The organism is Ramlibacter rhizophilus, assembly GCF_004681965.1.
Taxonomy (GTDB): domain Bacteria; phylum Pseudomonadota; class Gammaproteobacteria; order Burkholderiales; family Burkholderiaceae_C; genus Ramlibacter; species Ramlibacter rhizophilus.
On record NZ_SMLL01000005.1, the window covers coordinates 361,545 to 377,480 of the forward strand.

General features: G+C 69.8%; 18 protein-coding genes. 9 read left to right on the plus strand and 9 right to left on the minus strand.

All coding sequences use genetic code 11. The annotated features are described in order from the left end of the window. Positions 1-32 precede the first annotated feature (32 nt). A complete protein-coding gene (scpA, locus tag EZ242_RS14570) occupies positions 33-2,186 on the minus strand; it encodes a methylmalonyl-CoA mutase (RefSeq protein WP_135285889.1) in 2,154 nt (717 codons plus the stop codon). Between the two features lie 111 nt (positions 2,187-2,297). Here scpA and EZ242_RS14575 point away from each other — a divergent pair, with 111 nt between their 5' ends. After that, complete coding sequence (locus EZ242_RS14575) at positions 2,298-2,933, plus strand: GntR family transcriptional regulator (protein WP_135285890.1); 636 nt, start codon at positions 2,298-2,300, stop codon at positions 2,931-2,933. A 178-nt stretch (positions 2,934-3,111) separates the two neighbouring features. Here the strand turns inward: EZ242_RS14575 and hslO are convergent, their stop codons facing one another. Then, entirely contained in the window at positions 3,112-4,089 is a 978-nt protein-coding gene (hslO, locus tag EZ242_RS14580; protein WP_135285891.1) for an Hsp33 family molecular chaperone HslO, read from the minus strand. A gap of 9 nt (positions 4,090-4,098) precedes the next feature. Then, complete coding sequence (locus EZ242_RS14585; RefSeq protein ID WP_135285892.1) at positions 4,099-4,623, minus strand: gamma carbonic anhydrase family protein; 525 nt, start codon at positions 4,621-4,623, stop codon at positions 4,099-4,101. A 103-nt stretch (positions 4,624-4,726) separates the two neighbouring features. On the opposite strand from EZ242_RS14585, the gene EZ242_RS14590 reads away from it, so the two are divergent. The 5 genes from EZ242_RS14590 (at position 4,727) to aroQ (ending at position 7,593) form a co-directional block, all read left to right on the plus strand. Further along, positions 4,727-5,092: a hypothetical protein gene (locus tag EZ242_RS14590; protein ID WP_135285893.1), complete on the plus strand. Its 366-nt coding sequence runs from the start codon at positions 4,727-4,729 to the stop codon at positions 5,090-5,092. Further along, on the plus strand, positions 5,089-5,898 hold the full coding sequence (locus EZ242_RS14595; RefSeq protein WP_135285894.1) for a ferritin-like domain-containing protein: 810 nt from the start codon (positions 5,089-5,091) through the stop codon (positions 5,896-5,898). The genes EZ242_RS14590 and EZ242_RS14595 overlap by 4 nt, the downstream gene beginning before the upstream one ends. A gap of 72 nt (positions 5,899-5,970) precedes the next feature. Beyond that, positions 5,971-6,516: a lactoylglutathione lyase gene (gene gloA / locus EZ242_RS14600; protein ID WP_135285895.1), complete on the plus strand. Its 546-nt coding sequence runs from the start codon at positions 5,971-5,973 to the stop codon at positions 6,514-6,516. Continuing rightward, positions 6,513-7,100, plus strand: a complete 588-nt coding sequence (locus tag EZ242_RS14605; RefSeq protein ID WP_135285896.1) for a biliverdin-producing heme oxygenase — start codon at positions 6,513-6,515, stop codon at positions 7,098-7,100. The genes gloA and EZ242_RS14605 overlap by 4 nt, the downstream gene beginning before the upstream one ends. 43 nt (positions 7,101-7,143) lie before the next feature. Then, positions 7,144-7,593 (plus strand): type II 3-dehydroquinate dehydratase, encoded by a 450-nt coding sequence (aroQ, locus tag EZ242_RS14610; RefSeq protein WP_135285897.1) that lies wholly within the window; start codon positions 7,144-7,146, stop codon positions 7,591-7,593. 19 nt (positions 7,594-7,612) lie between these two features. Here the strand turns inward: aroQ and EZ242_RS14615 are convergent, their stop codons facing one another. The 4 genes from EZ242_RS14615 to EZ242_RS14630 form a co-directional block, all read right to left on the minus strand. Next, on the minus strand, positions 7,613-7,999 hold the full coding sequence (locus tag EZ242_RS14615) for a hypothetical protein (protein WP_135285898.1): 387 nt from the start codon (positions 7,997-7,999) through the stop codon (positions 7,613-7,615). 115 nt (positions 8,000-8,114) lie between these two features. Further along, positions 8,115-8,915, minus strand: a complete 801-nt coding sequence (locus tag EZ242_RS14620; protein ID WP_135285899.1) for a class I SAM-dependent methyltransferase — start codon at positions 8,913-8,915, stop codon at positions 8,115-8,117. An 89-nt stretch (positions 8,916-9,004) separates the two neighbouring features. Continuing rightward, positions 9,005-9,646, minus strand: a complete 642-nt coding sequence (locus EZ242_RS14625; RefSeq protein WP_135285900.1) for a CoA transferase subunit B — start codon at positions 9,644-9,646, stop codon at positions 9,005-9,007. A 10-nt stretch (positions 9,647-9,656) separates the two neighbouring features. After that, the gene (locus EZ242_RS14630; protein ID WP_135285901.1) at positions 9,657-10,358 is read right to left on the minus strand and encodes a CoA transferase subunit A; all 702 of its coding nucleotides are present in this window, start codon (positions 10,356-10,358) and stop codon (positions 9,657-9,659) included. Positions 10,359-10,471: 113 nt separating this feature from the next. On the opposite strand from EZ242_RS14630, the gene EZ242_RS14635 reads away from it, so the two are divergent. The 3 genes from EZ242_RS14635 (at position 10,472) to EZ242_RS14645 (ending at position 14,204) form a co-directional block, all read left to right on the plus strand. Next, positions 10,472-11,020, plus strand: a complete 549-nt coding sequence (locus EZ242_RS14635; RefSeq protein WP_135285902.1) for a PAS and helix-turn-helix domain-containing protein — start codon at positions 10,472-10,474, stop codon at positions 11,018-11,020. 71 nt (positions 11,021-11,091) lie between these two features. Next, positions 11,092-13,341, plus strand: a complete 2,250-nt coding sequence (locus tag EZ242_RS14640) for an alpha,alpha-trehalose-phosphate synthase (UDP-forming) (protein WP_135285903.1) — start codon at positions 11,092-11,094, stop codon at positions 13,339-13,341. 254 nt (positions 13,342-13,595) lie between these two features. Beyond that, entirely contained in the window at positions 13,596-14,204 is a 609-nt protein-coding gene (locus tag EZ242_RS14645) for a peroxidase-related enzyme (RefSeq protein WP_135285904.1), read from the plus strand. Here EZ242_RS14645 and EZ242_RS14650 read toward each other — a convergent pair. Together EZ242_RS14650 and EZ242_RS14655 are read right to left on the minus strand one after the other, a co-directional pair. After that, positions 14,189-15,424 (minus strand): PQQ-dependent sugar dehydrogenase, encoded by a 1,236-nt coding sequence (locus EZ242_RS14650; protein WP_135285905.1) that lies wholly within the window; start codon positions 15,422-15,424, stop codon positions 14,189-14,191. The genes EZ242_RS14645 and EZ242_RS14650 overlap by 16 nt on opposite strands. 89 nt (positions 15,425-15,513) lie before the next feature. Further along, entirely contained in the window at positions 15,514-15,933 is a 420-nt protein-coding gene (locus tag EZ242_RS14655; RefSeq protein WP_135285906.1) for an acyl-CoA thioesterase, read from the minus strand. Positions 15,934-15,936: the final 3 nt, after the last annotated feature.

Genomic DNA, 15,936 nt, shown 5'->3' on the forward strand with positions numbered 1-15,936 from the left:
GACACGTGTGACTGTCATACAGTCTAGCGGAATCAACCGTGCGCCTTCCGGATCTGCTCCAGCACGTCCTTCGCGCTGGCCGGAATCGGTGTCCCCGGCCCATAGATGCCCTTGACGCCCGCCTCGTACAGGAAGTCGTAGTCCTGCCGCGGGATGACCCCGCCCACGAACACCACGATGTCGTCCGCGCCCTGCCTCTTCAGCTCGGCGATGATGGCCGGCACCAGGGTCTTGTGGCCCGCCGCCAGCGTGGACACGCCCACCGCATGCACATCGTTCTCGATCGCCTGCCGGGCGCATTCCTCGGGTGTCTGGAACAGCGGCCCCATGTCCACGTCGAAGCCCAGGTCGGCGAAGGCGGTGGCCACCACCTTGGCGCCGCGGTCGTGGCCATCCTGGCCGAGCTTGGCGATCATCACGCGCGGGCGGCGACCCTGCTCCTGGGCGAACTGCGCGATCTCCTGCTGGAGCTGGCTCCAGCCTTCTTCCGAGTCGTAGGCGGCTGCGTACACACCGGTCACCTTCTGCGTGTCGGCGCGGTGGCGCCCGAAGACTTTCTCCAGCGCATCGGACACCTCGCCCACCGTGGCGCGGGCGCGGATGGCCTCGATGCTGGCGGCCAGCAGGTTGCCCTGGCCGCTCTCGGCGATCTGCGTGAGCCGCTCCAGGCACTGCCGCACCTGCTGCGCGTCACGCCGCTCACGCAGGGCCGCCAGGCGCGCGACCTGCTGCTCGCGCACCTTGACGTTGTCCACCTCCAGGATCTCGATGGGGTCTTCCTCGGCCAGGCGGTACTTGTTGACGCCCACGATCACGTCGCGGCCGGCGTCGATGCGCGCCTGCTTCTCGGCGGCGGCGGCCTCGATCTTGAGCTTGGCCCAACCCGAGTCCACGGCCCGGGTCATGCCGCCCATGGCCTCGACTTCCTCGATGATGGCCCAGGCCGCGTCGGCCATGTCCTGCGTGAGCTTCTCCATCATGTAGCTGCCGGCCCAGGGATCGACCACGCTGGTGATGTGCGTCTCCTCCTGGATGATCAGCTGCGTGTTGCGCGCGATGCGCGAGGAGAACTCGGTGGGCAGCGCAATGGCCTCGTCGAAGCTGTTGGTGTGCAGCGACTGCGTGCCGCCGAAGACTGCTGCCATGGCCTCGATGGTGGTGCGGACCACGTTGTTGTAGGGGTCCTGCTCGGTGAGCGACCAGCCGGAGGTCTGCGAGTGCGTGCGCAGCATGAGGCTCTTGGGGTTCTTCGCGCCGAAGCCCTTCATGATCCGGCACCACAGCAGGCGCGCGGCCCGCATCTTGGCGATCTCCAGGTAGAAGTTCATGCCCACGGCCCAGAAGAACGAGAGCCGGCCCGCGAAGTCGTCCACGTCCAGGCCCTTGGCCAGCGCGGTCTTCACGTACTCCTTGCCGTCGGCCAGCGTGAAGGCCAGCTCCAGCGCCTGGTTGGCGCCGGCCTCCTGCATGTGGTAGCCGGAGATGGAGATCGAGTTGAAGCGCGGCATGTGGCCGGCCGTGTACTCGATGATGTCGCCGATGATCCGCATGCTCGGCGCGGGCGGGTAGATGTAGGTGTTGCGGACCATGAACTCCTTGAGGATGTCGTTCTGGATGGTCCCGGACAGCTTGTCCTGCGCAACGCCCTGCTCCTCGGCCGCGACGATGTAGCCCGCCAGCACGGGCAGCACCGCGCCGTTCATGGTCATGGACACCGACACCTTGTCCAGCGGAATGCCGTCGAAGAGGATCTTCATGTCCTCCACCGAGTCGATGGCCACGCCGGCCTTGCCCACGTCACCCGTCACGCGCGGATGGTCGCTGTCGTAGCCGCGGTGGGTGGCCAGGTCGAAGGCCACCGATACGCCCTGCCCGCCCGCCGCGAGCGCCTTGCGGTAGAAGGCGTTGGATTCCTCGGCCGTGGAAAAGCCCGCGTACTGGCGGATGGTCCACGGTCGCACCGCGTACATGGTGGCCTGCGGGCCGCGCAGGTAGGGCTCGAAGCCGGGCAGCGTGTCGGCGTGCGGCAGGCCCTGCAGGTCCGCGGCGGTGTAGAGCGGCTTGACGGTGATGCCGTCGGGCGTGACCCAGTTCAGCGCGTCCAGTTGTCCCCCGGGTGCGGAGCGCGCTGCGGCGCGGGCCCAGTCCTCCAGACGGGTCGTGGGGAATTCGGGTGCTTGGCTCATCGAGTGAAGACTTCGGCGTGGACGAAACCCGGGCCGCGGGCCCCGGCGGAGATTGCCCGGCAGTCTACATCATTCATAATTACGGCACCTTCGCTTCGCCACCCGGCCCGCATGACCGCACTCTCCCTCGCCCCGCGCGCCTTGTACGAAGAGGTTGCAGAACTGATCCGCCAGCGCATCTTCTCGCGCGACCTGGAGCCCGGCGGCTGGATCGACGAAGTGCGCCTGGCCCAGGAGTACGGCATCAGCCGCACGCCGCTGCGCGAGGCACTGAAGGTGCTGGCGGCCGAGGGGCTGGTGACCATGAAGGTGCGGCGCGGCGCCTATGTCACGGAAGTCTCGGAGCAGGACCTGCGCGAGGTCTATCACCTGCTGGCGCTGCTGGAAAGCGATGCCGCAGCCGTGGTGGCCCGGGAGGCAAGCGAGGACCAGCTCGCCGAGTTGCGCGGCCTGCACGAGGCCCTGGCCGCGGCGACCCGCAAGCGCGAGCGCTTCTTCGCCCTCAACGAGCAGTTCCACATGCGCCTGCTGGAGATCGCGGGCAACCGCTGGCGCAACCAGGTGGTGGCGGACCTGCGCAAGGTGATGAAGCTCAATCGCCACAACTCCCTGCTCAAGGCCGGCCGCGTCCAGGAGTCGCTGGCCGAGCACGAGGCGGTGATGCAAGCCTTGCTCGCGCGCGACCCGCAGCTGGCGGCCAGCCGCATGAAGGCGCATTTCGAGAATGGGTTGCAGGCGGCGGGGTGAGGCGGGAGAGGCCCTTCGACAGGCTCAGGGCGAACGGTTTCTTGCCCCGGTTCCGTTCGGGCCGAGGCACCTTCCCCCTCTGGGGGAAGGCTGGGATGGGGGCTCGCGCGACGCAGCATGGTCGGCGCGCGCCGCCCCCACCCCTACCCTCCCCCACAGGGGGAGGGAGCGAAATTCCTCACTGCACCGTCGCCGACCCCGGCGGCTGGTCGCCCGGCGACGCGAACAGCTGCGCCGCATCCACCGCGTCGAAGCGGTACTGGCGGCCGCAGAAGTCGCAGCCCACCTCGATGTCGCCGCGCTCGGCCAGGATGCTTTCGGCCTCCTCGCGGCCCAGGCCGCGCAGCATGCCGGCCACGCGCTCGCGGCTGCAGCTGCAGTCGAAGCGCGGGTTCTGCGGCGGAAAACGCATCAGGCGCTCCTCCCAGAACAGGCGCCGCAGGATGGTGTCCACGTCCAGCTCCAGCAGTTCCTGGCGCGTGAGGCTGGCCGCCAGCGTGGCGATGCGGTTGAAGTCCTCGTTCCGGCCGATCTCGTCCTCGTTGGCCTGGCTCACCATACTGCCGGCGAGATTGCCCTCGCCTTCGATGGGCAGGCGCTGGATCAGCAGGCCCGCGGCGACCTTCTCGTCGGCCGCGAGCACCAGGCGCGTGTCGAGCTGCTCGGACTGCAGCATGTAGTGCTCCAGCACGTCCGAGAGGCGGTCGATGCGCTCGCGCTGGTCGCCGTGCAGCGGCACCACGCCCTGGTAGGGCTGCTGGCCCGGCAGCTTGTCGCGCGGATCGAGCGTGATTGCGCAGCGGCCCTGGTTGTGGACATTGACCATGTCCGGCAGGCGTGCCGACGCGGGCACCTCGCCGACGACCTTGGCCGTCACCCGCAGGGCCAGGTCCTGCTGCACCTCGGCCACGGCCACCTTCACCGGCCCGTCGCCATAGATCTGCAGCACCAGCGCGCCGTTGAACTTGATGTTGGACTGCATCAGCGCACCGGCGGCCGCCATTTCGCCGAGCAGTTCGGCGACCGGCGGCGCCCAGGGGCCGGTGGCGGTGTTGGCGCGGCGGCGCTCCAGGATCTCGGTCCAGGCGTCGGTCAGGCGCACGATGATCCCGCGCACCGGCAGGCCTTCGAAAAGGAACTTGTGGACTTCGTTCAATGCAGTGTCTCAGTCGATGCGACGCAGGCCCCGGGCGTAGCGGCGCGCGTTGTCCACGTAGTGTTCGGCGCTCTGGCGCAGCTTCTGCGCACTGGCCTCGTCCAGGCTGCGCACCAGCTTGGCGGGGCTGCCGATGATGAGGGAGTTGTCGGGAAACTCCTTGCCCTCGGTGACGACGCTGCCGGCGCCGACGATGCAGTTGCGGCCGATGCGCGCCCCATTGAGCACGATGGCCCCGATGCCGATGAGCGAGTTGTCGCCGATGGTGCAGCCATGCACCATGACCTGGTGGCCGATGGTGACGTTCTCGCCGATGACGAGGGGCTTGCCCCGATCGGCATGCAGCACCGACAGGTCCTGCACGTTGGAGTTGCGGCCGATGCGAATGGGCTCGGTGTCGCCGCGCACCACGGCGCCGAACCACACGCTGGCGTCCTCGCCCAGTTCCACCGCGCCGATCACCGTGGCGCTGTCGGCCACCCAGGCGCCGGCGGCGAGCCGGGGCGAAGTACCGTCGAGTTCATAGAGAGCCATGGGCTTGGGTCCCGTCGAAGCATGAAAAAGAGGCATTGTAGGGAGGCTCATTCGCGCGACGCGGGCCTCGCTGCGGTCCCTAGAATCCGCCGTCTGACTCCGCATGAATACTCTTCAAGAACCCCTCGCTCCCGGTGAGCTCGAGCCCGCTGCGCCCGTCGCGGTGGCCCGCCATCCCATCCTCGACCGGAAAAAGGCCATCTTCGGTTATGAACTCGTCGATGCGAGCGGCGCACCGGGCGGGCCCGCGCAGGATGCGGCGCTGCTGCTGCAGGCCCTCACCCTGTCCGAGCACCAGGCCACCGCCGAGCGGCGGGTCCTCATCGTTCCCTGCCACCTGGAAACCGCGGCCAGCGGCCACCTGGACCTGGTGGACCCCAGCCGCATCGTGCTGGCGGTGGAGCTGCCGCGCGCTGCCGGCGCCGCCACCACCGAGTCGGCCACCTGGGCGGAGGACCTGCAGGCGTGACCGGCCCGCCGCCGGCCGAACTGCGGGCCGGTGCGCTGGCGGTGCTGTGCGCGGCCGATCCGCAGGCCAAGCGCGAGCTCGCGCTCGAACTGCACGCCGCTGCGGCCGACCTGCCGCTGGCCGCGCACGCCCCCCTGCCGACCGCGCCCCTTCCGGGCCGGCCGCAGCGTCCCGCGCTGGTCCACCCCGCACGCGTGCCCCGCCGCTCGCCGGCGACGAGCGAGGGCCTGGCCGCCCTGCTGCACGCCATCGCGCACATCGAGTTCAATGCCATCAACCTGGCCGCCGACGCGGCCTGGCGCTTCGAGGGCCTGCCGCGCGCCTTCCACGAGGACTGGCTGCGCGTGGCCGCCGAGGAAGCCTTCCATTTCACGCTGCTGCGCGAGCACCTGCGTTCGCTCGGCCACGACTACGGCGACTTCGACGCGCACGACGGCCTCTGGGCCATGTGCGAGAAGACCTCCGGCGACGTGCTGGCCCGCATGGCGCTGGTGCCCCGCACGCTGGAAGCGCGCGGGCTGGACGCCACGCCGCAGATCCAGCGCAAGCTGGCCCAGGTCGGCACGCCCGAGGCGCGTCGTGCGGTCGAGATCCTGGACGTGATCCTGCGCGACGAGATCGGCCATGTCGCGATCGGCAATCACTGGTACCGGTGGCTGTGCGAGCGCGAGGGGCTCGATCCCGTGGCGCACTATCCCGTGCTGGTGGAGCGCCATGCCGCGCCGCGCCTGCATCCGCCGTTCAACGAGGCGGCGCGGGCTCGCGCGGGCTTCAGCGCGGAGGAGCTGGCACAGCTGCTGCGGTAGCCCCACGCCCTCACCCGGGGGCCGCATCGGGGCAGAATGGTTCGCCGTTTCCGACCATCGACTCCAGACGCAATGACCACCTTCAGCGAACAACATCCTGGCGTCGCGGCCGAGGTGCCGCCCGCCACCCGGGGCTTCCGCCTGAACCACACCATGCTGCGGGTCAAGGACCCGGCGGCCTCCCTCGCCTTCTATTCGCGGGTGCTGGGCATGCGCGTGCTGCGCAAGCTCGACTTTCCGGAGATGAAGTTCTCGCTCTTTTTCCTCGCTCGGCTGGAGGACGGAAAGCATGACGTGCCGCAGGACGTGGGCGAGCGCACCGCGTGGACCTTCCAGCAGGAGGGCATCCTGGAGCTGACGCACAACTGGGGCACCGAGGACCAGGCGGACTTCCGCTACCACGACGGCAACGCGCAGCCGCAGGGCTTCGGCCACATCTGCTTTTCCGTGCCGGACCTGCAGGCCGCGTCAACATGGTTCGACGAGAACGGCGTCGAGTTCGTCAAGCGTGCGGACCAGGGCAAGATGAAGAACGTGGTGTTCATCAAGGACCCGGACGGCTACTGGATCGAGATCGTGCAGGCGGACCTGCTCGCGCAGCTCGGCCGGCCGGCATGACCGGCGCCGGTCCGCCAAGCATCGACACTCTCGCCGCCCTGCGCGCCGCCACCGCGGCGCAGCACCGCGCGATCGAAGCGCAGCTCCACCTGGAGCAGCTCGACTCGCGGGCCCGCCTGGCCGCCACGCTCCAGGGCTTCGACGCCTTCCTGGCCGACTGGGAGCCTCGCGTCGCGGCCGCCCTGCCGCGCGAGGACCGCGACTGGTTCGAGGCGCACCGGCGCGGACCCTGGGCGGCCCAGGACCTCCAGGCCCTCGGCGCACCGCGGCTGGCACCCCGCGCCGCACCGCAGATCGGCCTGCCTTGCGCCGCCAGCGCCTTCGGCTCCCTCTACGTGCTGGAAGGCTCCGCGCTCGGCGGCCAGGTCATCGGGCGGCACCTGCGCGACACCCTGGGCGTCACGGACACGGACGGCGGGCGCTACTTCACCGGCCGCGGCCTGCACACCGGCCGCCTCTGGAAGGAGTTTCGCGAGCGGCTGCAAGCCCGGGTGAGCACGCCCGCGGACATCGAGCGGGCCTGCCACGCGGCCCGCAGCACCTTCGAGGCCCTGGGCGAGGCGCTGCGCGAGACCGCGCGATGATGCGTCGCCGGGCGCCTGGCGGGCTCTGCTACGCTCGCGCCGCATGAAAACCGCCTACGTCTTCAACGGCCCCAACCTCAACCTCCTGGGCACGCGCGAGCCGCAGGTCTATGGCTCGCAGACCCTGGCCGACGTCGAAGCGCTGTGCCGCGATGCCTGCCAGGCGCAGGGGCTGCAGCTGGACTTCCGGCAGACCAATATGGAAGGCGAGCTGGTCGGCTGGATCCATGAAGCCGGCCGCGCACAGGCGCAGGGGCAGGCCGTGGGCGTCATCCTGAACGCGGGCGCCTACACCCACACGAGCATCGCCCTGCACGACGCCATCAAGGGCGCCGGCGCGCGGGTGATCGAGCTTCACATCAGCAACGTGCACGCGCGCGAGAGCTTCCGGCACCACAGCTACATCTCGCCGGCGGCCCGCGCGGTCATGGCCGGCTTCGGCGTCAAGGGTTATGCGCTGGCGATCCAGGCGCTGGCGGAGCTGGGCGACTGAGCCGCCGACCGGGGCGTGCTCAGAGGTCCTTCTTGATCTGCTCGATGGTCAGCCGGTCGCCCTCGCGGATGACGCGCAGCGGCGGATCGCGCAACTCGGTGATCACCTTGTTCGGCCGGGCCGGTGCCGCGCCCATGCGGGCGGTGTCGGGTTCGGTCGGTGCGGCCGCGATCGGCGGCACCAGGGGCCGCAACTCGTCGCACTGGCTGAAGTTGTCGAACACCAGGTGCCCACCCGGAAAGGCCGCGGGCACGGTCTCGTGCAGCGGCCGGCTCATGTCCACGGGCGACTGCCGCGCGTGGTAGAGCACGCGGTTCTGCGCGTCATACACGGTGTAGCACTGCGCCAGCACCGGGCCAGCGGCACACAGGCACAGCGCGCTGGCCAAGGACTTGAACGGCTTCATGGCGGTCCTCCCATGTCGGATCACGATGAGGACATCTTCGGCTGAGGCAGCGCCTGCGGTTGTGCCATGCCCGTGACAAGTGCAATGAGCGGTGACGCCGGATGAGCAAACGCCTTCAAGCCCTGCCCCGGACCGCCCACGCCCGGGCTCCCAGCGCGAACCCAGCCGCGCCCCGGGTCGGCAGGCTCTCGCGCAGCAGTTCGCGCAACTGCCCGCGCCGCGCCTCGTCCAGTGAGGCGACGTAGGCCGGTGCCGGCCCCGTGGCGCCGAGCAGTGGACTCCAGAAATCGTCGAAGTCCGCGAACTGCATGCGTATCTCCAGGGGCGCGATCTCCACGCCCGTGAAGCCCGCCGCCTCGAACGCGGCGCGCAGGGCCTCCGGCCGGCAGAGGCTGAAGCGCAGTCGTTCCTGCAGCCCGCCCACGGCAGGATCCAGGCGGGCGGCCGTATCCCAGAACAGGCGCAGCATCTGCATGCCCTCGTCATAGTCCCAGACATAGGCCGCCACCGTTCCGCCCGGGTGAACGACACGCCGCATCTCGGCCAGACCGCGCCCCACCGCGGGCAGGAAGTTCAGCACCAGGCCGGACACCACGATGTCCACCGAGCGGTCTCCCGCCGGAATGGATTCGGCGCTGCCGGGGGCCAGACGCACGGATGCGGGCAGGCGCTGCGCCGCCGCCGCGAGAAATCCCGGCGAGGGATCGACGCCCAGGAGGAAGGCCGGGCGGGCGTGGCGGTCGATGGCCGCGCACAGTGCCCCCGTTCCGCAGCCGACGTCGAGCCAGCGCTGGTCCGGTTCGGCTGCCAGCCAGTCGAGGAAGGGTGCCGCCAGCCGTTCGCTCCACCGTCCCATGTAGCGCTCGTAGGCATCGCCCTGATGCCACGCGTCACCGACCCGTGCCTGCTCATTCATGACGGCTCTCCCGATCCCGACGAAGCATCCGATGCTGCGCCGATCGGGGCCGGGACACAAGCAGGGTGCCCCGGCAAGCGAGACGCGCCTCAGCCCAGCAGCTTCACGCCCGTCTTGGCCTGCAGCTGCTCCATCGTCACCTCGGGCGCCAGCTCGACCACCTTGAGCCCCCCGGGCGTGACGTCCATGACCGCCAGGTCCGTGATGATGCGGTCCACCACGCCCACGCCCGTGAGGGGCAGCGTGCACTCCGGCAGGATCTTCAGGTCCTCGGTGCCGTCCTTCTTTCGCGCCACGTGCTCCATGAGAATGATCACGCGCGGCACGCCGGCCACCAGGTCCATGGCGCCGCCCATGCCCTTGACCATCTTGCCGGGGATCATCCAGTTGGCGAGGTCACCCTTCTGGCTGACCTGCATGGCCCCGAGGATGGACAGGTTGATCTTGCCGCCGCGGATCATGGCGAAGGACTGGTCGCTGCCGAAGATGGAGGAGCCCTTGAGGGTGGTGACCGTCTGCTTGCCGGCGTTGATCAGGTCGGCGTCGATCTCGTCTTCCGTGGGGAAGGGGCCGATGCCCAGCATGCCGTTCTCCGACTGCAGCCACACTTCCTTGTTCTCGGGCACGTGGTTGGCCACCAGCGTGGGGATGCCGATGCCGAGGTTCACGTAGAAGCCGTCCTCGAGTTCCTGGGCCGCGCGCGCGGCCATCTGGTCTTGGGTCCAGGGCATGTCGGTCTCCTTACTTGTGGGGGCGGGTGGTGCGCTTCTCGATGCGCTTCTCGGGCGTGGGGTTGTGCACGATGCGGTGCACGTAGATGCCCGGCAGGTGCACGTCGTCCGGTGCGATCTCGCCGGTGGCGACCACGCGCTCGACTTCCACGATGCAGATGCGCCCCGCCGTCGCCGCGGCCGGGTTGAAGTTGCGTGCCGTGAGGTTGAACCGCAGGTTGCCCGAGCGGTCCGCCACGTCGGCCTTGATCAGGGCCACGTCGGGCACCAGGGCGCGCTCCATGACATAGGTCTCGCCGTCGAACTCGCGCAGCTCCTTGCCCTCGGCCACCAGCGTGCCCACGCCCGTCTTCGTGAAGAAGGCCGGGATGCCCGCGCCGCCGGCGCGCAGCTTCTCGGCCAGCGTGCCCTGCGGCGTGAATTCCAGTTCCAGCTCGCCGGCCAGGTACTGCCGCTCGAACTCCTTGTTCTCGCCCACGTAGCTGGAGATCATCTTGCGGATCTGCCGCGTCTCCAGCAGCTTGCCCAGGCCGAAGCCGTCCACGCCCGCGTTGTTGGAGATGACGGTGAGGTCCTTGGCGCCGCTGTCGCGCAGTGCGTCGATGAGCGCCTCGGGGATGCCGCACAGGCCGAAACCGCCGACCGCCAGCAGCTGGCCGTCACGGACGATGCCGTCGAGCGCCGCAGCGGCGCTGGGAAAGAGCTTGTTCACGCGAAGTGTCTCCTCAGTGGAAAAGCAGGCACGGCGAGGCCGCAGGGCGAGGCCGGAGGGAGCGCTACGATACTACGTATTCCAATACGTAGAAATTCCTAGAGGGACACCCCATGGACATCGACTACCGCAGCGTCTTCGACCTCGCCCCGGTGGGGCTGTGCGTGTCGCGCAACCGGCACATCGTGGACTGCAACCGGCAGCTGTGCGAGATGTTCGCAAGCGACCGCGAAGCCCTGATCGGGCAGTCCTTCCAGGTGCTGTACCCGAGCGTGGACGAATACGAGCGCCTGGGCGCGCGCATGACGCCCATCCTCAATGCGCGCGGCCACTACGCCGACGACCGCATCATGATGCGCGCCGGCGGCGAGGTGTTCTGGTGCCACGTGACCGGGCGGGCGCTCAACCGGGCGGCCCCGCACGAAGCGGGCATCTGGTCCTTCGAGGACCTGAGCGCGCAGCGCCCCGTGAAAGCCGAACTCACGGCCCGCGAGCGCGAGGTCGCCGCCCGGCTGCTGGACGGCATGACCTCCAAGGAGATCGGCAAGACCCTGGCCATCAGCCATCGCACCGTGGAGATCTACCGCGCGCGCCTGATGCGCAAGTACAAGGCGAACACCACCGCCGACCTGGTGCACAAGCTCATGGCGGGGGCTGCGTAGCAGGGCCTTTGCATAATGGCCGGTTCCCCATCCCACCCGCGCGCCAGCGGCCGCGGGCGAACCTGCACTTGATGAAGACCCTCCGACTCCAGCTTCGATTCCTCCTCCCCCTGCTTCTCGCGCTCGCCGGCGCGGCCTACCTCGCCTCGTCGCTGCTGGACCAGCTCACCATGCGCTGGTTCACCCGCGACCTGAACGTGCGCGGTGCCGCCATCGCGGCGGCACTGACCGACACCGTCGGCGACGCCCTGAGCGAGCGGCGCCCGGCGCGGCTGCAGGCGCTGTTCGAACGCGCGACCAAGGACGAACGGCTGGTGGCCATGGCCGTGTGCGGGCAGGACCGCAATCCCCTGCGGCGCAGCCCGTCCTTCCCGACCGACCTGAGCTGCCGTGACATCGAATCCGTCGCCGCACAGGAGGACCCGCGCGTGACCGTGGCGGGCGGTCCGGTGCACCTGGGCCTGCACGAGATCACGCTGGAGAACGGCCAGCGCGTGTCCATCGCGCTGATGCAGGACGTGCGCTTCGCCGAGCTGCGCAGCCAGAACACGCAGCGCTACCTGCTGGCGTTCATGGGCGGGCTGGGGCTGCTGGTGGCGCTCATCACCATGGTGGTGGCGCAACTGAGCTGGCGCGGCTGGATGGCCGGCGCGCGCTCGCTGCTGCGCGGCGACGGGCTGCTGCTGCCGCCCACCGGGACCGTGTCCACCACGGCGCCCGAACTGGAACCCCTGGCCCACGAGCTGCGCCACCGGCTGCGCGACCTGGAGGACGAGTTCCGCCGCGCTCAGGGCATGGAAACCTCCTGGAGCCCCGAGCGCCTGCGCAGCCTGCTGCAGACGCAGCTGCGCGGCGACCAGGTCATCGTGGTCTCCAACCGCGAGCCCTACATCCATGACCAAAGCCCCACGGGCGTGGTCGTGCGCCGGCCGGCCAGCGGTCTCGTGACGGCGGTGGAACCCGTGATGCGGGCCTGCTCGGGCACCTGGATCGCGCACGGCGGCGGCTCGGCCGATCGCGAGACCGTCGATGCCCACGACCGCGTGGGCGTGCCGCCCGAACACCCCGACTACCAGCTGCGCCGCATCTGGCTGAGCGAGGAGGAAGAGCGCGGCTACTACTACGGCTTCGCCAACGAGGGCCTGTGGCCGCTGTGCCACGTGGCCCACGTGCGGCCGGTGTTCCGCGAGTCAGACTGGCAGCAGTACAAGGCGGTGAACCAGCGCTTCGCCGACGCGGTGGTGGCCGAGGCGCGCAGCGAGGACCCGGTGGTGCTGGTCCAGGACTACCACTTCGCGCTGCTGCCCGCGATGATCCGCGAACGCCTGCCGCGGGCGACCATCCTCACCTTCTGGCACATCCCCTGGCCGAACCCCGAGTCCTTCGGCATCTGCCCCTGGCGACGCGAGATCCTCCAGGGCATGCTGGGCAGCACCATCCTGGGCTTCCACACGCGCTTTCACTGCAAGAACTTCATGGAGACGGTGGACCGGCTGCTGGAGGCACGCATCGAGCCCGAGCACGCCACCGTCACCTTCGGCGGCGCCGAGACGCTGATCGAGAACTACCCCATCTCCATCGAATGGCCGACGCCCGAGACGGTGGCGCGCTGGGCGCCGGTCGCGCAATGCCGGCAGGCCGTCATCGATCGCCTGCAGCTGCCGCCCGACGCGCGCATCGGCGTGGGCGTGGACCGCTTCGACTACACCAAGGGCATCCTGGAGCGCTTCCATGCCGTCGAGCGCCTGCTGGAGAAGTACCCCGAATGGCGCGGCCGCTTCGTCTTCGTGCAGGTCGCCGCGCCCACCCGCAGCGACCTGGAGGAGTACCAGGCCTTCCAGGACCGCATCCAGCGCGTCACGCAGCGCATCAACCGCCGCTTCGGCCAGCCCGGCTACGAGCCGGTGCGGCTGCTGGCCACCCACCACGACCACGATGCCGTCAACGAGCTGTTCCGCGCCGCCGACCTGTGCGCCGTGACCAGCCTGCACGACGGCATGAACCTGGTGTGCAAGGAGTTCGTCGCCGCGCGCGACGACGAGCGCGGGGTGCTGCTCCTCAGCCGCTTCGCCGGTGCGGCCCGCGAGCTGCGCGAGGCGCTCATCGTCAACCCCTACCACGTGGAAGAGACCGCGGACGCCATGCACCGCGCCCTCACCATGGCCGAGCCCGAGCAGCGCGAGCGCATGGCCAGCCTGCGCACCACCGTGCAGGAGAACAACGTCTACCGTTGGGCCGGACGCATGCTGGCGGATGCGGGACGGCTGCGGCTGCGGGACCGCATCCAGGCCAGGGTGGAGAGAGAAGGGTCCAGGGGCTAGGGGCTGCAACCATCCGTTCACCCTGAGCTTTTATTCACCGCGGCCAAGGCCCCGGTGAACGGCATGCCGATCAAACACATCCGTTCGCCCTGAGCCTGTCGAAGGGCTCGCGTGGTCGTCTGGCGCAGGGCTTCGACAGGCTCAGCCCGAACGGTTGGGGGCCGATGGGGTCTGTGGCCTAGGGCAAACCGCCTCCCCTCTTCCCTGCGCCTTCCCCTAGCCTCCCGCTTCACGCCCCCAGCCCCTGCAGCACCATGCCCCGCTACCCCCACCCCGACCTCAACGCCCTCCCCGAGGACATTCGCCAGCGCATCCTGGAGGTCCAGGAAAAGAGCGGCTTCATCCCCAACGTCTTCCTGGCCCTGGCGCGGCGGCCGGCGGAGTGGCGCGCCTTCTTCGCCTACCACGACGCCCTCATGCTCAAGGAAGACGGCAGCCTCAGCAAGGGCGACCGCGAGATGATCGTCACCGCCACCAGCGCGGCCAACCAGTGCCTGTACTGCGTGGTGGCGCATGGCGCCATCCTGCGCATCTACGAGAAGAAACCCTTGGTGGCCGACCAGGTGGCGGTCAACTACCGCAAGGCCGACATCACGCCGCGCCAGCGCGCCATGCTCGACTTCGCACTGAAGGTCTGCGAGCGCTCGCACGAGATCGGGGACGCCGACTTCGAGGCCCTGCACGCCCACGGCTTCAGCGACGAGGATGCCTGGGATATCGCCGCCATCACCGCCTTCTTCGGCCTGTCCAACCGCATGGCGAGCTTCTCGGACATGCAGCCCAACGCGGAGTTCTACCTGCTGGGCCGCGTTCCCAGAGCCAAGCCGGCTGCCGAGGCGGCACCCGGTCAGGGCGCGCCGTAACGCAGCAGCTTGCCGCTGTCGGTGAGCAGGTAGAGGGCGCCGTCCGGTCCCTGCGCCACGTCACGCAGCCGCTCGCCGCGCGAAGCCAGCAGGCGCTCCTGGCCGACCACCCGGTTGCCCTCCAGCGTGAGCCGCCAGAGCGAGCGCCCTGCGAGCGAGGTGACGAAGAGGCTGCCGCGCCACTGTGGCACGGCGGCGGCGGTGTAGAAGGCGATGCCGGCCGGGGCGATGGAGGATTTCGGCCCTTCCGTCCAGGGGGCGCCGTCTTCGCGCTCCCAGCTCCAGACCGGCTCCTCCATGGCCGGAAGGCTCGCGGCGCCGGCGGGTTCGGTGGTGCCGTATTCGTAGCCGCGGCTCACGCGGGGCCAGCCGTAGTTGCGCCCGGCCAGCACGCGATTGATTTCGTCTCCACCGTCGGGGCCATGCTCGCTGATCCACAACTCCCCCGTGCCGGGGTGCAGCGCGGCACCCTGCGCGTTGCGGTGGCCCAGGCTCCACAAGCCGGGGATGGCGTCCGGATCGTCCCAGCCGGGGTTGCCTGCCGCCGCCTGGCCTTCGGTCGTGATGCGAACGATCTTCCCGGGGCCCGCGCCAGGGTCCTGCACCAGCGCGCGCTGGTCCGCGCGGTTGCGGTCGCCGGTCGTCACGAACAGGGCGCCGCTGCCGTCGAACACCAGGCGCGAGCCGTAATGCGAAGTCGCATCCACCTTGGGCTGCTGGCGCCAGATCACGGCCACCTCCTGCAGGCGCTGCGCGCCTTCGGGCCAGACGGCGCGCGCCACCGCAGTGCCGGTCAGCGCCGGCTGCTGCGCGTCGGGCTCGGAGAAGCTCAGGTAGACGCGGCGGTTGCGGGCGAAGTCCGGATCGAGCGCGATGCCGAGCAAGCCGCCCTGCCCGCGCGTGTCCACGGCGGGCGTGCCGGCGATGTCCTGCAAAGCCACGCCCGAAGCCGACAGCAGCCTGAGTCCGCCTCCGCGTTCGGTCACCAGCAGGCGCCCGTCCGGAAGGAAGGCCAGCCCCCAGGGTCGATCCAGGGTGGTATCGAGCTCGCGCACCTGGACGCCGGCGGCGTCGGGTGCCGCCGCCACGGGAGGCGCGGCCGGCTCCGGTGCCGCGGCCGTCTGCCCACCGCCACCGCCACCACAGGCCGCGACGGCCAGCACCCATGATGCGGCGGCGGCGCGTGGCGCCCAGCGGAGGACTTCACTTCGGAACAGCATGGCCGAACCCTAGCGAGCGCCAGTCAGCGCCGGGGATCGCGGCCATCCGCATGCCGTGTCGGACGGCAGCGCTCGCGGAAGTCGGAGGGCTATCCGAGCTGCGCGCGCAACCAGTCGGGCAACGCGGCCGACTTGCCGGCCGGGAAATCCACCCACACCGTCGTCGCGCCGCCACTGGCATAGACCACGCCGGGATCGTCCAGTCGCTCGATGGTCGCCCAGGTCTCGAAGCTGCTGCGGCCCGGGTCGCTCGCGTACATGCGCACGCGCAGATCGCCGGGGTATTCGAGCTGGCGGTGGAAGTTGCAGAAGGCGTTCACGATCACCGGGCCCTGCCCCTTCGGGTCCGGCGGTCCGCCCAGGGAGCGCAGCCACTCGATGCGGATGGTCTCCAGGTAGCGGAAGTACACCGTGTTGTTCACGTGCCCCATGGCGTCCATGTCGCCCCAGCGGATGGCCAGGGTCATCTCATGCACCAGCTTTTTCTTTTCGGGAATGTCGATCTTCATGGA

Coding starts and splice junctions, on each gene's coding strand:
- EZ242_RS14635 (WP_135285902.1), top strand. CDS start 10,472: ATGGACATCGACTACCGCAGCGTCTTCGACCTCGCCCCGGTGGGGCTG.
- aroQ (WP_135285897.1), top strand. CDS start 7,144: ATGAAAACCGCCTACGTCTTCAACGGCCCCAACCTCAACCTCCTGGGC.
- EZ242_RS14650 (WP_135285905.1), bottom strand. CDS start 15,424: ATGCTGTTCCGAAGTGAAGTCCTCCGCTGGGCGCCACGCGCCGCCGCC.
- EZ242_RS14615 (WP_135285898.1), bottom strand. CDS start 7,999: ATGAAGCCGTTCAAGTCCTTGGCCAGCGCGCTGTGCCTGTGTGCCGCT.
- EZ242_RS14640 (WP_135285903.1), top strand. CDS start 11,092: ATGAAGACCCTCCGACTCCAGCTTCGATTCCTCCTCCCCCTGCTTCTC.
- EZ242_RS14585 (WP_135285892.1), bottom strand. CDS start 4,623: ATGGCTCTCTATGAACTCGACGGTACTTCGCCCCGGCTCGCCGCCGGC.
- EZ242_RS14625 (WP_135285900.1), bottom strand. CDS start 9,646: ATGCCCTGGACCCAAGACCAGATGGCCGCGCGCGCGGCCCAGGAACTC.
- EZ242_RS14575 (WP_135285890.1), top strand. CDS start 2,298: ATGACCGCACTCTCCCTCGCCCCGCGCGCCTTGTACGAAGAGGTTGCA.
- gloA (WP_135285895.1), top strand. CDS start 5,971: ATGACCACCTTCAGCGAACAACATCCTGGCGTCGCGGCCGAGGTGCCG.
- EZ242_RS14645 (WP_135285904.1), top strand. CDS start 13,596: ATGCCCCGCTACCCCCACCCCGACCTCAACGCCCTCCCCGAGGACATT.
- EZ242_RS14605 (WP_135285896.1), top strand. CDS start 6,513: ATGACCGGCGCCGGTCCGCCAAGCATCGACACTCTCGCCGCCCTGCGC.
- scpA (WP_135285889.1), bottom strand. CDS start 2,186: ATGAGCCAAGCACCCGAATTCCCCACGACCCGTCTGGAGGACTGGGCC.
- EZ242_RS14620 (WP_135285899.1), bottom strand. CDS start 8,915: ATGAATGAGCAGGCACGGGTCGGTGACGCGTGGCATCAGGGCGATGCC.
- EZ242_RS14590 (WP_135285893.1), top strand. CDS start 4,727: ATGAATACTCTTCAAGAACCCCTCGCTCCCGGTGAGCTCGAGCCCGCT.
- EZ242_RS14655 (WP_135285906.1), bottom strand. CDS start 15,933: ATGAAGATCGACATTCCCGAAAAGAAAAAGCTGGTGCATGAGATGACC.